We start from the raw sequence: 13,933 nt of genomic DNA, 5'->3' as shown, positions 1-13,933 counted from the left end.
CGCGAAGGCCGCGAGCGGCGTCGTCGGCCAAGACCGGCGCTCGAAACCCGCGACCGCGCCGCGCGAGCTTACTAAGCTGAACCTATGCAGCCGCACACGGACATCACATTCCGCACCCGCAAGTGGGTCAAGCCAGAAGATCTCAACGCCAACGGCACCCTGTTCGGTGGGTCGCTGTTGCGGTGGATCGATGAGGAAGCCGCGATCTACGCGATCGTTCAGCTGGGCAATCAGCGTGCGGTGACCAAGTACATGTCGGAGATCGAGTTCGTGGCCTCCGCCGTGCAGGGCGACATCATCGAGATGGGTCTGACCGCCACCAAGTTCGGCCGCACGTCACTGACCATGCGGGCGCAGGTGCGGAACATGATCACCCGGGAACTGATCCTGAGTATCGACAAGATCGTGTTCGTGAACCTGGACAAGGAAGGCCGCCCCACCCCGCACGGGTACACGGAGATCACCTACGACCGCGACCGCATTCCCACTACCGCGGTGCCGATCGTCCATGAGCTGCGCAGGCCCGAGCGGTGAACCGGCTCAGCGCGCAGCGACTGACCCCGAGCTGGGTCTACCACGGCGAGGCCCGTGCTGGAGCCCCGAGTGGGACGGTCTGGCCTGGGTCGACATGCTGGCCGGTGACATTCTCACGTTCGGTCGAGACGAGCAGCCGCGCCGTCAGCACGTGGGATCCGTGGCCGCGTGCGTGCGTCCGCGGGTCAACGGTGGCCAGATCATTGCCGTGGAGCGTGGAGTGCTCCTCACGGACGCTGCAGGCAACCCCGAACGCGAAGTCACCCTGTGGGAATCGCCGGAGATTCGCATGAACGAGGGCGGGATCGCCCCGGACGGCACCTTCTACATCGGCTCCATGGCCTACGACCAGTCCGAGGGTTCGGCCACGCTCTACCGGGTCTCGCCGGACTTGGAGTGGGAGCCGGTGCTCGAGAACGTCACCATCTCCAACGGCATCGCGTGTCCCCTGACGGCTCGCTCGCCTATTACAACGACACCCCTACGGGCGAGGTCTCGGTCTTCGACTGGTCCGTGGCGGACGGCCTGCACCATCGCCGCACCTTCGTGAGGCCGGTCGTCGACGACGACGCCGCGGCCGGCGCCTGGGACGGCGACGAAGAATACGAGCCCGGCAGCGTGTCCGCGAATCCGGACGGGTTGACCGTGGACTCGGAAGGGGCGGTCTGGGTTGCGCTCAACGGAGCCGGACAGGTGCATCGCTACCTTCCGGATGGGGCCCTGGACACCGTGGTGAGCGTGGGCGCCAAGCAGACCACCGCGTGCACGCTGGGTGGTCAGGACTTGCGGACGCTGTACATCACGACCTCGCGCGAGAACCTGCCGAATGACGTGCAGCCCACGGCCGGTTCCTTGTATTCGGTGCGCGTGACGGTTCCGGGACTGCCCACGGGACGATTCGCGGGCTGAGGTTGGCCAGTTGACCCGCACCGGCTGAGACCGGTCCGTGAGACTGAGTCGCGGTCGCAAACTGTTATCTTCCGCGGGCCCCCGCCGGGCCGGACATAGGATGAACGTTCAACAGTTCGGCGCAGGCAATGGAGCAAGCGGAGGAATTCGATGGATACACCGGCCACCGACCACCAAGGTCAGAACAACCGTCGGGGGAGTGCCACCGGAATCCTCGAACCGGACCCCGGAATGCCCGCCAGCACGTGGCGGCTGCGCAGTGACGCGTGGGAGTACTTGCGGTTCGCCATGAAGCGGATTGCGCTCGGCAATGAGGACAAAGAAGCCCTCGCCGCGGACAGCGAACTCCAGCGGTCATTGCGTGCTCTGGAAACGGTCGAGATGTACTGGGCCGGTTTCGGCCAGCGCTACGTCGCCTCCATCCGAGACATGCTGGAACACGGCGATTACCACATGGCGCTCGAGCGGATCGGACGGGTCGTCAACCGGCTCCGCGGTGATACCGTGCCCGACTCGGCTGGCGATGACTATGCTGACGATCCCGAGAACTCGGACCTGCCGCCCGATTCCGATCCGCGGCCTCGATTCGAAGTCCTGATCGTGGACGAGACCACCGCTGCCGGCCGTGACGGTCTGCGTGCCGAAGGCCTGCGGCTGCGCTCCTCCGCCGATGACTTCATTTACGAGTACGTGATCGTGCCCTCTGCGGATGACGCCGTCGCGGCGGTTTTGACCAACCCCAACATCCTGGCGTGCGTGGTCCGTCCTGGATTCAGCGAGCGCTCCCGGCAGCCGTTGAGCCGCGATCTCAAGAACTCCATTCAGATGGCGCGCAACCTGGTGAGCCCGGAATCGGCCTCCGCTCGCACCCCGTTGGCGTCGATTCAGCGAGTGCTCCGCCTGGCCGACACTCTCGCCGCGCTGCGCCCAGAACTGGACCTCTACCTCATGGCCGGTGCCCACATCGAGGGACTTTCCGGCGCCTTGACCCACCGGTTCCGCCGCGTGTTCCGGCGCGAGGACAAGCTCGAACTGCACCTGACTCTACTGCGCCGGGTGTCCCACCTGTACGACACTCCGTTCTTCTCCGCGGTCCAGGAGCATGCCCGCCGCCCGGTGGGTGTTTTCCACGCCCTGCCGATTGCCCGCGGTGGTTCCGTGGTGGGGTCCAAGTGGATCAAGGATCTCGTGGACTTCTACGGGTTGAACCTGCTGCTGGCCGAAACCTCGGCCACGTCCGGTGGGCTGGACTCCTTGCTGGCTCCGGTGCGCACGTTGAAGAAGGCCCAGGAACTCGCGGCTCGCGCGTACGGGGCCAAGCACACGTTCTTCGTGACCAACGGAACCTCGACCGCCAACAAGATCGTGCACCAGGCGCTGTTGTCGCCCAATGACGTGGTGCTCGTGGACCGTAACTGTCACAAGTCCCACCACCACGCGGTGGTCCTCACCGGCGCGCGCCCTGGCTACTTGGAGGCCTACCCGCGCAACGAGTACGCGTTCTACGGTGCGGTTCCGTTGTCTCGGATCAAGCAGATGCTGTTGGACTACCGTGCCGCTGGTCGACTGGACGAGGTCCAGCTGGTCACGCTCACCAACTGCACCTTCGACGGCATCGTCTACGACCCCGAACGGGTCATGGCCGAATGCCTGGCCATCAAACCCGATCTGGTCTTCCTGTGGGACGAGGCGTGGTTCGCGTTTGCGACCTTCCACCCCATTACGCGTCGTCGGACGGCCATGTGGGCTGCCACGCACCTCAAGGAAAAGCTGGGGAGCAGGGCGCACCAGATCGCCTACCGAGAGCAGCAGAAGCGGCTCTTCGACGAGCAGGGCAACCCCGCGCCGGACGAGGTGTGGTTGGAAGAACGGCTCATTCCCGCCCCGGACGCCAAGATCCGCGTGTACGCAACCCAGTCCACGCACAAGACCCTCACCGCACTGCGACAGGGTTCCATGATCCACGTCCACGACGACGAGTGGGTGCGCGAGGCAGAAGAGCCATTCCACGAGGCGTACATGACCCACACCTCCACCTCACCCAACTATCAGATCCTCACGTCTTTGGACATCGGACGCCGCCAGGTGGAGCTGGAGGGCTACGAGCTCGTGCAGCGACAGTTGGACCTGGCCACGAGCCTGTCCCAGGCCATTGCACGCCACCCGCTGCTGCGCCGGAGCTTCCGTGTGCTCACGGCCCACGATCTGGTGCCGCGGGAGAATCGCGAGGTCGGCCGACCCATGCCTATGCGGGACGGATTGGCCAGCATGTGGAAGGCCTGGACCACGGACGAGTTCGTGGTCGACCCCAGCCGCATCACCATCGAGATCAGCCGGACCGGCGTGGACGGTGACACGTTCAAGCATGACCTGCTCATGGACCGCTATGGCATCCAGGTCAACAAGACCAGCCGGAACACCGTGCTGTTCATGACCAACATCGGCACCTCGCGCAGTGCGATCGCATACCTGGTGGAGGTGCTCGTGAAGCTCGCGCAGCGTTTCGAGGACGAGAACTCCCAACTCGATCCCGAGCTCGCCGCCAAGATCGACGAGACCCCCATGCCGCCGCTGCCGGACTTCAGTTCCTTCGCGCCCGGCTACGCCACGGACGAGGAGCTGCCGGACGGCGATATGCGCGCCGCGTTCTTCAAGGGCCAGCGCCGCAAGTCGGTGGAGCACGTGGCCCACGAGGATCTGCGGGAGCGTGTGGCCAACGGCGAGAAGCCCGTTTCGGCCGGCTTCGTGACTCCCTACCCGCCCGGTTTCCCGGTGCTCGTGCCGGGCCAGGTCATCTCCCCGGACGTCCTGGACTTCATGGCCGTCCTGGACACCCGCGAGATCCACGGTTACGACCCGCGCAAGGGCTATCGCGTCCTGCGGGATTCGTAGGTCGGATTTCGGGTACGACGACGCCGCGGGGCACAGTGCCCCGCGGCGCTCTCGTTTCAGAGTTCCGGCCCGTGCGAGGACGGTCACCAGCTCATCCCAGGTGTTTCCCGCGTGTTTCCTCCGGCCACATGAACTAGGGCAGTAGCCCCAGTTCGTCGTTGAGCGTCTGCACGTGACGGTAGTAGTCCAGGTACTGCAATCGGCTGGCCGCGGCGGCGTCCAGAATCACGGTGGCGTGCGGGTGCATCTGCAATATCGAGGCCGGGCACGCTGCCGAAACCGGGCCCTCCACGGCGGCCGCGACGGCGTCGGCCTTTCCCTCTCCCTGGGCCACGAGCACGGCGTGACGGCTGTCCAGGATGGTCCCGAGCCCCTGGGTCAGACAGAGCTTGGGGACCGTCTCGTCCTCTCCGAAGAACCGGGCGTTGTCCTTTCGAGTCTGCTGCGTCAGCGCCTTGATCCGGGTGCGCGAGGCCAGTGACGAGGACGGTTCGTTGAAGCCGATGTGCCCATTGGCGCCGATCCCCAACAACTGAACATCGATCCCACCGGCCAGGCGGATCGTCTCTTCGTAGGCCGCGGCGGCATGGCGGAGCGCACTGGGGTCCGGGTCTGCGGCGTCGGGGGAGTGCAGGGCACTCGCGGCAGATCCACGTGATCGATGAACTCGTCGCGGATGGTCGCCCTGTATGACCGCGAGTCGTACGGTTGCAGCCCCACGTACTCGTCGAGTGTGAAGGCGGTGCACTGGGCGAACGACAGGCCGGAGTCCCGGTAGCGGCGGATCAGGTCCCGGTACACCGGCAGCGGAGAACTCCCCGTGGCCAACCCCAGCACACAGGACCCTGCTCGATCCGCGCGGCAAAGATGTCCGCGGCCACCTGCCCCGTCTCTGCTACGGATTCGCACAGCACCAGTCGCACGGTTTCAGCCCTCCACTGCATTGACGAACCACGAGGTGATCGTGGTCGGATGAGTAATAGCGGTGCCCACCACTACGGCGTGGGCGCCGGCCTCGATCGCCGCCGTCGCCTGGGCGGGAGTATGGATCCTTCCCTCCGCAATGATCGGTACCCCGATATCAGCCTGGCTCATCACCTGGAGAAGCTCAAGGTCCGGGCCGTCGGTTGTGGGCCGCTCGTCCGTGTAACCGGCCAGAGTAGTGCCGACCAGGTCAGCACCGGCATCAGAGGCGGCCAGGGCGTCGTCGAGACTTCCGCAGTCCGCCATGATCACGGCGTTCGTTTCGCCGTGCAGTCGGTCGATCGTCTGGGCGAGCGTGAGCCCGTCCGGACGTTGACGGCGGGTGCCATCGAGTGCCACTACGTGCGCGCCGGCCAGTGCTACGGCGTAGGCGTGCTGATACGTGGGCGTGATGTAGACGCCCGTGTCCCCGTCTTTCCACAGCCCGATCACCGGTACCTCCACGGCGGAACGCACGGCTTGGATGTCGGCAATGCCTTGGACGCGCACGGCCGCCGCTCCGCCGCGCACCGCGGATGCGGCGACCTGGGCCATGGTGCGCGGATCCCGCATGGGCTCACCGGGGTAGGCCTGCGCAGAGACGATCAGCCTGCCGGCCAGCGCATCAATAATCTGTTGCTGCGTGAAGGTCATGGACTCTTCTCCACTTCGGTCGCTGTACCGGCCCACAGGGTCGCGGCACCCAACAGTGCGGCATCGGGGCCGAGCTCAGCTCGCCGCAGGGACAAACCTTGTACTGCTGGAATCAATTCTTCGGCGAACGCTGTTCAAGGTACTGCCACCACAGGTCGCCGGCCTCGACCAGTCCGCCACCCAGAACGATTACCTCCGGGGACAGCAGGTTGGCGACACCTCCCAGGGCCGATCCGAGAGCCCGGCCGGCTTTCGAGAAAGCCTCGCGAGCCAACGCATCACCGTCACGAGCTTCCTCCGCCAGCTCGGCCGTTGACGACGACGTCGCTCGGCCGCCCGATCGTCGATACTCGGCCAGTACGGCGGGGCCGGATGCGATGGCTTCGAGGTGGCCCACCCCGCCGCACGGGCACGGTAGCCTGTCGCAAAGCTCGAGGGCATATGGCCAAGGTGACCCGCGGCCGAATTCCGTCCGGTCACCAAGTGGCCGTTGCAGATGAGCCCGGCTCCGATTCCCGTGCCCACCGCCACGAGTAGCGAATCGCGCGTGGTGGCGGAAGCACCGGAAGCTGCCTCGCCCAGGGCGTGTGCGTGCACGTCATTGACCACTCGAACGGACAACTGTGTTCGGCGCTCGAGTTCGTCGATGAGATTCGTGCCCGTCCACCCCGGAAGGCATCGGTTGCAGAGATGACCAGGCCGCTGTCGGGATCGATCACCCCGGCTGAACCCACGCCTAGGAGTTCGGGGGTTTGACCTTGTGCGGCCGCGGCGCTCAGTGTTCGAGCCACGAGATCTGCCACGGCATCCAGTACCGAGGACGCGCCGAGCCGCGCGGGGGTGGGGGCAGAGCGCTGGTCGGTGACTCTGTCCCCGGCCACTACACCGGCGCGGATCTTGGTGCCGCCCAGATCCACGGCAAGTACGGGTGTAGAGATCACAGGAGCCCTTCGGCGACCACGATCTCGCGCACCGCGTCGGTTTCGTCCTCGTCCAACTGGACCAACGGTTCCGACATCCGGTTGGACGCGATGACGCCCATCAACTGCAGCGCCGTCTTGAAACCACCCAGGCCGGCGGCACCCGCGGAAACCGTCCGGGAGTGGCAGCCAGGACGATACGGAACAACCGAGCCAAGCGATCCTGTTCGGAAGCTACCGCGGCCCACTCACCGGCCACAGCGGCGTCGTACATGCGAACGTAACCGGCCGGATCCACGTTGCCCAGACCCGGAACCACGCCCCCGGCACCACCCAGCAGAGCGCCGTCGGCGACCACCTCGTGACCGGTGAAAGCCGCGAAATCCGGAAGGTCCTTGGTGTCCAGGAGGAGCTGGCGGAAGGAAATGTCGTCACCGGAAGAATCCTTGACGCCCGCCAGAACGCCTTCGTGAGCGAGCCGAATGGCCACGTCCAGCGGCAACTTCTGGTGCGTGCGAACAGGGATGTCGTAGGCGAACACCGGGACATCCACGTGCTTGGCGACAGCGCGGAAGTGGTGCTCGATCTCGGCGGCGTCGGACAGGGCGTAGTAGGGAGTGGTGACCACGGCGGCGTCACCACCGATGGCCAAGACGCGATCTGCCTCGTCCAGAACGCGTGCGGTGGACTGCTCATTGAGGCCCACCATCACAGGGACGCGTCCGGCCGTAGCCTCGACAGTTGCCGCCAGCACTCGGTCCCGCTCTGCGGCGGTCAGGTACGGGGTCTCGCCAGAAGAACCCAGGGCGAAGATGCCGTGCACACCTCCGTCGATCAGGTGATTGACCAGCGCGTTCAGGCTGTCCAGGTCCAGCTCACCGGTGGTGGTGCGGGACGTGAGGAGGGGCGGGACGATTCCATGAAATGCAGTCATGATGATTCCTTTACTTGACGGTGTCGTTGGATTCGGTGGTGACCAGCGGGGTGCCCGCAGGGGCCACGGGAGAGGAGGTCCGGCGGACGTACTCGGACTTCTTGCCGTAAATGGTCAGGGGCACCACGTCGTGGGGGTTCTTGCCCAGCAGCGCACCCGCGATTGCGGAGATGATGTAACCGAAGACCACGGCTCCCACGAAGGCAGCAGCGGACACGGCGAACGGGGTGAACGTGGTGTTCTGCTGGACCCAGAAGGCCGTGGCCGCACCCAGGATCAGGCCGCCGATCACACCCACGGTGTTCGCGCGTTTGGTGAAGATACCCAATGCGAAGACACCGGCCAGCGGTACACCGAACAGGCCGGTGATGCTCAGGAACAGGTTCCAGGTCTCTGCCTGATCAGTGGCGGAAAGGTAGAGAGCAACCGCCACGGAGAATGCGCCGGAGACGACGATCACCATGCGGGCGAAGCCCACGCCCTTGCGTGCTTGACCGTCCTTGCGGGGGAAGAACCGATCGCGCAGGTCCACGGTCACGCACGCGGAAATCGAGTTGAGGCTGGAGGAAATGGTTGACTGGCGGCCGCGAAAATTGCGGCAATCAGGATGCCGGCCACGCCCACGGGGAGCGCGGTCACCACGAAGTACGGGACCAGGGCCGAGGTGTTGAAGTCCTCGGGTAGATTGCCGGAGTGCTGGTAGTAGCTGTAAAGCACCGTGCCGATTCCGTAGAACAGGGGAATGGTCAGCAGCGCCAGGAACCCGTTGACCAGCAGCGACCGCGCGGTCTGCTTGAGCGAGGTGGTGGTCTGGTAGCGCTGCACCACGTCCTGGCTTGCGGTGTACTGATGCAGGTTGTTGAACACCGAACCCAGGAAGATGATGGGGATGGCGGCTGCGGCGCCACCGATCTGCCAGTTCGTGGCGGTGATGAACTTGTCGTCATTGACGGCGTCCGTGACCACGGTGCTCAGGCCACCGTTGATGGCGGCGATACCGAAAACCAGGATGAGCACCGCGCCCAGGAGCAGGATGATTCCCTGGACCACGTCCGACCAGATCACGCCCTCGATGCCGCCCAGGAACGTGTAGATGATCGACAGCACGCCAACCGCTGCTGCGACCACAGCGGGATTGATGTCCGTGACCGAGCTGATGGCCAGGTGGCAGATAGATCACGATCGCCACTCGACCCACGTGGAACAGCACGAACAACACCGAGCCGATGACTCGAATGCTTGGCCCGAACCGTTCCTCCAGGTATTCGTATGCTGTGGTGACGTTGAGTTTGCGGAAGAACGGAATGTAGAACCAGATCAGCAGCGGGATGATGGCGAAAATTGCCACGTTACCGGCTGCATAGGACCAGTCCGTCAGGAAGGCCTGTTCCGGCGTGGACATGTAGGTGATGGCCGACAACGTGGTCGCGTAAATACTGAAGCCGGCCGCCCAGGCCGGAATTCGACCGTTGGCGGTGAAGAACGAGTCAGTGCCCGTACTCGCCTTGCGGGTGAACCACACGCCGATGGCCAACGTGCCCAGCAGGTAGACGATGATGACGGCCCAGTTGAGTCCACCGAGTCCAGGGGTTTCCATGAGAATCCTCCTCGTGAGGCGCGGGGATCGACCCCTTCACAACGCGGGTGATCCTCGATGATCTATTGGACGTAGGACGTCCTACGTCTAAAATGTACTTGGTCGTGAGGTAGCGCACAAGAGAGCGCCGGGCTGGTTTTGGGGGAACGTTGTGACAAAGCAGGTCAGAGCCGGAAGCGTTACCTCACAAAAACTTGAGGCACCATACATTGAGACCCAACCCGGCCTGACGACCGAAGGAGAATGCACTCATGAGTGAACTCGCTGCCCCTGCGCGCGGTCGTCACACCATGGACCAATTGCAGCAGAGCATCACGGACTTGATCCTGGAGCGCGGTCTGAAGGTCGGGGATCCGGTGCCGCCGGAATCCGAGCTGCGCGAGATCTTCGGCGTTTCGCGGAATTCACTGCGGGAGGCACTCAAGATGTTGCAGGCGGTCGGGATCGTGGAGATCCGGCACGGCTACGGCACGTTCGTTGCGGGGCACCCTCTCGCGGCGCTGGGGCGCACCCTCGAATTCCGAGCCCGCTTGTCCCTGCAGAGTTCGGGCGTGGCCGCACAGGAACTGGTGGACGTGCGCGAAGCCCTCGAGTGCGGCCTGGTCGGACGCGCCATCGAGGCCATGGATCCCGAACGGCTGGAGCGGTTGGATGCCATCGTCTCCGCGATGGAAGCGCGGGCGGAACGCGGAGAGACGGTTCGAGTTGAGGACAAGGACTTTCACCGGGTCCTGTTCGAGCCCATCGACAACGCGATCCTGGCCGAACTGCTCACCACGTTCTGGCACGTCTACAGCGGCATCCACCAGAGCGTGGAGACGCCCACCGGGGAGACCACGGAGCATGTCACGGACACGGCCGCCGCTCACCGAGCAATTCTTGACGCCGTGAGGGCGGGCGATTCCGCAGCGGCCGCCCGATTGCTCAGCGGCCATTTCGTGGGCATCAGGCGATTGATCGAACGAGCAACCGAAGAGTCGCGGCCGGGAACAGGCGCGCTTGAAGTGGTTGAGTCATGAGCCGCGCCCTGCTCCACAACGCTCACCTGGTCACCGATCGTCAGATCATTCGGGACGGTTGGCTGTTGCTCAATGACGGCCTGATCGAGGACCAGGGCATTGGAGACTCCTGGCGCTCGCGGTTGGTCAGTGATCAAGCAGGGCGGGGCCGATCAGACCTGGCTCAAACACGCGTCAATGATCAAACGCACGTGGTTGATCTGAGCGGTGCTTGGCTGACCCCCGGGTTCGTTGACATCCACTGCCACGGGGCGGGCGGTTACGCCTTCGACGATGGCCCCGAGGCCGCACTCAAGGCCTTGGAAGTGCATCGACAGCACGGCACCACGTCCTCCCTGCTGTCCTTCGTCACGGATGCCGTCCCCGCCATGGCCGAGCGGCTGGCATGGGCCGCAGAGCTCACGCGTGAAAATCCTGTGGTGCTCGGCTCGCACGCGGAAGGCCCGTTCCTCGATCCAGGCATCGGGGTGCGCACGCTGAAGAACTGCTGGTCACGCCCACTCCCGAGGCAGTCGGTCAGCTGATCGACGCCGCGGCTGGAACGCTCCGGCAGCTCACTCTGGCACCCGAGCTTCCCAGCGCCACCGAGGCCATCGCGCAATTGCGCGAAGCGGGCGCCACCATAGCGATCGGCCACACGGACGCCACCTACGACGGCGCCCTGCGAGCCTTCCGTGCCGGGGCCGGCATCCTGACCCACGCCTTCAACGCGATGAATCCGCTGCATCACCGCAGGCCGGGGCCCGTGGTGGCCGCCCTCGAAAGCCCGGGAGTCTCGCTCGAGGTGATCTGCGACGGCGTCCATGTGCATCCCGGTGTGATCGCCATGCTGTTCGCCTCGGCCCCGGAGCGCACCGTGCTCATCACGGATGCCATGTCCGCCACGTGTATGCACGACGGCGCCTACACACTGGGCGCACTCCCTGTGACTGTGACGGATGGTGTGGCTCGCCTGACCGAGGGGAACACCATCGCGGGATCCACCTTGACTATGGACCACGCCGTCAAACGCGCGGTCGAAGAAGTGGGTCTGCCCCTCGAGCAGGCGGTGTACGCAGCCACTCAAGCCCCACTGCAAGCGATCAATGCGGGGGAAGACCGCGGTCGCTTGTCTCCGGGGTTGCGAGCCGATCTCGTGGTGCTCGGCCAGGACTTGACCGTTGAAAGTGTCTACGTGGCGGGTCAAAAAGTGAACTGAAGCACCAGACGAGCACCGCAAGGACTACCATCTCGCAGGAGGCCAGATGAGTACCGCACCCGGGACGACCGGAGACGTCGTCACCAAATCAATCCGCCTGTTGGCTGCGCAGGGATACCACGCGACCACCGTGGACCAATTGGCCCAGGCCACCGGGGTCAGCCGTGCCACGTTCTTCCGCAAGTACGGCTCCAAGGAAGACATTGTCTTCGCGGATCACGCCTCCAACTTGGAACGCCTCGAGCAGCTGTTGAGTCGGCCGAATCTCACCGCGCAGGCGGGATTGGCCGAGGGTGTGCAGCTGGTGTTCCGACACAACCTGGATCACTCGGACCGTGCCATTGCTCGGCACCACCTGTTGCAGCAGGTGGAGGGTCTCCGGGACAGGGAGCTGGCCACGTCGCACCGCTATGAGCGCCTCTTTCAGGGATTCCTGCGCAGGGTGCTCCCCGAAAACGCGGATCAGCGAGTCACCGCAGTGGCACTGGCCTCGGCCACGGTGCCGTACACAACGCCTATCTGCGCACGTGGCTACGGGATCCGGAGTCCAACAACGGTGAACAGCTGGCTGCAGGCTCAATCAGCGCATCGGCTGGCTGTGTACGGCATTCGGACTTTCAGCGGGAGCCGGGCGGATCGCAAGCGGGCCTCGCCAACCCGAGGCTGCGGCGTCGTCCTCGCCGGTAGTTGTGGTCCTCAAAGAGGGGGCCGATCCTCGAGAGGCCGCGGAGCAGACGGCGCGTTCGGTCTATGAAGCGCTCGTCACGAGACGGGGTCAGTCGAGTTCGCGCTCGGAGACCAATACCCCGTAGATCAGTTCGTCACGCCATTCGCCCAGCTGGAAGTGGCTCTCGCGCAGGGTCGCTTCGTGGCGCATGCCGATGCGCTCGCACACTTTGGCGGATGCCACGTTGAGGCTGTCCAAGCGCGCGAATACGCGGTGCGCTCCCAGCTTTTGGAAGGCCGCGTCAACCGCTGCGTAGGCGGCCTCTGCCGCGTAGCCCTTGCCCGTGTGGTCCGGGTGCAGTGCCCAGCCGATCTCGACCTGTGAGGACTCGGCATCCGCGAGCGTCAGAACGATCTCACCGGCCAGATCCTCAGTGTCATGCGGGGAGATGGCAAAGCGGAACTGGTCCCCGTCCTCCGCCCAGCGACGCTCACCCATGTGGTCCTTGACCATGCCTAGGACATCGTCCATGTCCCGCGGTCCACGCCATGCATGCACGGCGTAATCCTCGCGGGATTGGTAGGAGTACATCGGCTCAATATCTGCCTCGGTGAGCCGGCGGAAAGTCAGGCGCTGTGAGCGCAAGGGCAGCACGTTTTTCATCCCGTTCAGCCTATCGACGCGACACCCTGGAAAGCCGCCCGAATGAAACGCAATATCTTGACGTGAGACGCAGTCTCAGGGCAATCTGGGGGATGATGATGTGGCACGGGCCACAACCCCCTCAGTACCCAGGAGTTCAGCGTGACCGAGTCCAAGTTCCCCTCCACCGTGACCATCACCGTGGATTATCCGGTCCTACCCGGCGCGAGCGCCCGATTGCCCTGGTCAGCCTGGATTCCACGGCGTCCAACGGGCTGATCATCTGGGGGTCTGAGGCGGTTCAGCAGTTGCGCCGCGAACTCACCGCGATCGATACCCCCGCGGTCGAGGCAGTGGTGGTCACGGGCAACACCAAGTCCTTCGGAGCAGGGGCGAACCTCAAGGAAATTCGTTACGCCCAGTTGCAGGATGCGTCAGAAGATTACGTGTGGGCCGGCCACGAGACCTTCGCGGTGCTCGCCGATATGCCGGTGCCCACCTTCTCGCTCGTCACGGGTATGGCCCTGGGCGGCGGCATGGAGCTCGCGCTGCACTCGGATTACCGCCTGGCCACCTCGGGCAAGGCACAGCTCGGCCTGCCCGAATGCCACCTCGGATTCTTCCCCGGTTGGGGCGGCGTCTACCTGCTGCCGCACCTGGTCGGCGCCAAGGCCGCCTGGATGTAATCGTCACCGATTCCATGCGCGGGCGGAACCTCAAGCCCCAGCAGGCGCTCGAGATCGGCATGGTGGACGCCGTTCTGGACGCGCACCCGGTACGTCCGAGTGGGATCAGCAGTGGCAGCAGTGGGTTGTCGACGCACTCGAGGGCAAGCACGAGCCGCGTAAGACATCGGATGACGACGCCGCGTGGCAGGAAGCCGTCGACGCCGCCCGGGCGAAGGCCGAGCGCGCGTGGCACGGGTGCCGCCCCCGGTCCGGTGGCGGCTATCGATCTGGTCGCCGCGCTCGTACGGATTCCCGACACGCCAACGCGGCCGCCGC

General features: G+C 65.0%; 14 protein-coding genes and 4 pseudogenes. 8 read left to right on the top strand and 10 right to left on the bottom strand.

What is annotated here, in order from left to right; genetic code table 11:
• Positions 1-84 precede the first annotated feature (84 nt).
• From YO9_RS0105445 to YO9_RS0105435, 3 genes and pseudogenes are all read left to right on the top strand, one after another.
• Positions 85-534, top strand: coding sequence for an acyl-CoA thioesterase (locus YO9_RS0105445; RefSeq protein ID WP_016996580.1), 450 nt, complete (start codon positions 85-87; stop codon positions 532-534).
• Positions 531-1,443: pseudogene (locus YO9_RS0105440) on the top strand (SMP-30/gluconolactonase/LRE family protein). The gene YO9_RS0105445 and the pseudogene YO9_RS0105440 overlap by 4 nt, the downstream one beginning before the upstream one ends.
• 150 nt (positions 1,444-1,593) lie before the next feature.
• On the top strand, positions 1,594-4,335 hold the full coding sequence (locus tag YO9_RS0105435; RefSeq protein WP_016996578.1) for a beta-eliminating lyase-related protein: 2,742 nt from the start codon (positions 1,594-1,596) through the stop codon (positions 4,333-4,335).
• Positions 4,336-4,468: 133 nt separating this feature from the next.
• On the opposite strand, the gene YO9_RS0105430 is transcribed toward YO9_RS0105435, so the two are convergent.
• The 9 genes and pseudogenes from YO9_RS0105430 to YO9_RS19745 all read right to left on the bottom strand — a co-directional run.
• On the bottom strand, positions 4,469-5,083 hold the full coding sequence (locus YO9_RS0105430) for a glucosamine-6-phosphate deaminase (protein ID WP_396350727.1): 615 nt from the start codon (positions 5,081-5,083) through the stop codon (positions 4,469-4,471).
• A 179-nt stretch (positions 5,084-5,262) separates the two neighbouring features.
• Positions 5,263-5,952: an N-acetylmannosamine-6-phosphate 2-epimerase gene (locus tag YO9_RS0105425; protein WP_016996576.1), complete on the bottom strand. Its 690-nt coding sequence runs from the start codon at positions 5,950-5,952 to the stop codon at positions 5,263-5,265.
• A 112-nt stretch (positions 5,953-6,064) separates the two neighbouring features.
• Positions 6,065-6,448, bottom strand: coding sequence for an ROK family protein (locus YO9_RS19765; RefSeq protein WP_396350728.1), 384 nt, complete (start codon positions 6,446-6,448; stop codon positions 6,065-6,067).
• A pseudogene (locus tag YO9_RS21405) lies at positions 6,439-6,573 on the bottom strand (ROK family protein); the annotation flags it as partial. The pseudogene YO9_RS21405 and the gene YO9_RS19765, both read right to left, overlap by 10 nt.
• 71 nt (positions 6,574-6,644) lie before the next feature.
• Positions 6,645-6,869, bottom strand: a pseudogene (locus YO9_RS21400) (ROK family protein); the annotation flags it as partial.
• Positions 6,870-6,993: 124 nt separating this feature from the next.
• Positions 6,994-7,806, bottom strand: a complete 813-nt coding sequence (locus YO9_RS0105415) for a dihydrodipicolinate synthase family protein (protein ID WP_317259757.1) — start codon at positions 7,804-7,806, stop codon at positions 6,994-6,996.
• Positions 7,807-7,816: 10 nt separating this feature from the next.
• Positions 7,817-8,344 carry a sodium:solute symporter family transporter gene (locus tag YO9_RS19755; RefSeq protein WP_262925594.1) on the bottom strand — a complete coding sequence of 176 codons (528 nt, stop codon included), beginning with the start codon at positions 8,342-8,344 and terminating at the stop codon, positions 7,817-7,819.
• Entirely contained in the window at positions 8,341-8,934 is a 594-nt protein-coding gene (locus YO9_RS19750; RefSeq protein WP_262925593.1) for a sodium:solute symporter family transporter, read from the bottom strand. Before YO9_RS19750 ends, YO9_RS19755 begins: the two co-directional genes overlap by 4 nt.
• An 85-nt stretch (positions 8,935-9,019) precedes the next feature.
• Positions 9,020-9,403: pseudogene (locus tag YO9_RS19745) on the bottom strand (sodium:solute symporter family transporter); the annotation flags it as partial.
• A gap of 251 nt (positions 9,404-9,654) precedes the next feature.
• Here YO9_RS19745 and YO9_RS0105405 point away from each other — a divergent pair.
• The 4 genes from YO9_RS0105405 (at position 9,655) to YO9_RS0105395 (ending at position 12,374) form a co-directional block, all read left to right on the top strand.
• On the top strand, positions 9,655-10,422 hold the full coding sequence (locus tag YO9_RS0105405; protein WP_016996572.1) for a FadR/GntR family transcriptional regulator: 768 nt from the start codon (positions 9,655-9,657) through the stop codon (positions 10,420-10,422).
• Positions 10,419-10,946, top strand: a complete 528-nt coding sequence (locus YO9_RS17040; protein WP_223286150.1) for a hypothetical protein — start codon at positions 10,419-10,421, stop codon at positions 10,944-10,946. The genes YO9_RS0105405 and YO9_RS17040 overlap by 4 nt, the downstream gene beginning before the upstream one ends.
• A 77-nt stretch (positions 10,947-11,023) precedes the next feature.
• Positions 11,024-11,620, top strand: a complete 597-nt coding sequence (locus tag YO9_RS17035) for an N-acetylglucosamine-6-phosphate deacetylase (RefSeq protein WP_223286149.1) — start codon at positions 11,024-11,026, stop codon at positions 11,618-11,620.
• A 46-nt stretch (positions 11,621-11,666) separates the two neighbouring features.
• Positions 11,667-12,374, top strand: a complete 708-nt coding sequence (locus YO9_RS0105395; protein WP_223286148.1) for a TetR/AcrR family transcriptional regulator — start codon at positions 11,667-11,669, stop codon at positions 12,372-12,374.
• Between the two features lie 21 nt (positions 12,375-12,395).
• On the opposite strand, the gene YO9_RS0105390 is transcribed toward YO9_RS0105395, so the two are convergent.
• On the bottom strand, positions 12,396-12,941 hold the full coding sequence (locus tag YO9_RS0105390; protein ID WP_223286151.1) for a GNAT family N-acetyltransferase: 546 nt from the start codon (positions 12,939-12,941) through the stop codon (positions 12,396-12,398).
• A gap of 296 nt (positions 12,942-13,237) precedes the next feature.
• Between YO9_RS0105390 and YO9_RS0105385 the strand changes: the two genes are divergently transcribed.
• Positions 13,238-13,615 (top strand): enoyl-CoA hydratase/isomerase family protein, encoded by a 378-nt coding sequence (locus tag YO9_RS0105385; protein ID WP_223286147.1) that lies wholly within the window; start codon positions 13,238-13,240, stop codon positions 13,613-13,615.
• Positions 13,616-13,933: the final 318 nt, after the last annotated feature.

The organism is Kocuria atrinae C3-8, from assembly GCF_000286355.1.
In the GTDB taxonomy this organism is placed as follows: Bacteria; Actinomycetota; Actinomycetes; order Actinomycetales; family Micrococcaceae; genus Kocuria; species Kocuria atrinae_A.
Note: the sequence above shows the minus strand (reverse complement) of the source record. Positions and strands in the feature narration are given on the sequence as shown.

Excerpts from the sequence above, each read along its gene's own strand:
- YO9_RS0105405 (WP_016996572.1), top strand. The coding sequence starts at position 9,655 with ATGAGTGAACTCGCTGCCCCTGCGCGCGGTCGTCACACCATGGACCAA.
- YO9_RS17040 (WP_223286150.1), top strand. The coding sequence starts at position 10,419 with ATGAGCCGCGCCCTGCTCCACAACGCTCACCTGGTCACCGATCGTCAG.
- YO9_RS0105425 (WP_016996576.1), bottom strand. The coding sequence starts at position 5,952 with ATGACCTTCACGCAGCAACAGATTATTGATGCGCTGGCCGGCAGGCTG.
- YO9_RS0105435 (WP_016996578.1), top strand. The coding sequence starts at position 1,594 with ATGGATACACCGGCCACCGACCACCAAGGTCAGAACAACCGTCGGGGG.
- YO9_RS0105415 (WP_317259757.1), bottom strand. The coding sequence starts at position 7,806 with ATGACTGCATTTCATGGAATCGTCCCGCCCCTCCTCACGTCCCGCACC.
- YO9_RS0105395 (WP_223286148.1), top strand. The coding sequence starts at position 11,667 with ATGAGTACCGCACCCGGGACGACCGGAGACGTCGTCACCAAATCAATC.
- YO9_RS0105445 (WP_016996580.1), top strand. The coding sequence starts at position 85 with ATGCAGCCGCACACGGACATCACATTCCGCACCCGCAAGTGGGTCAAG.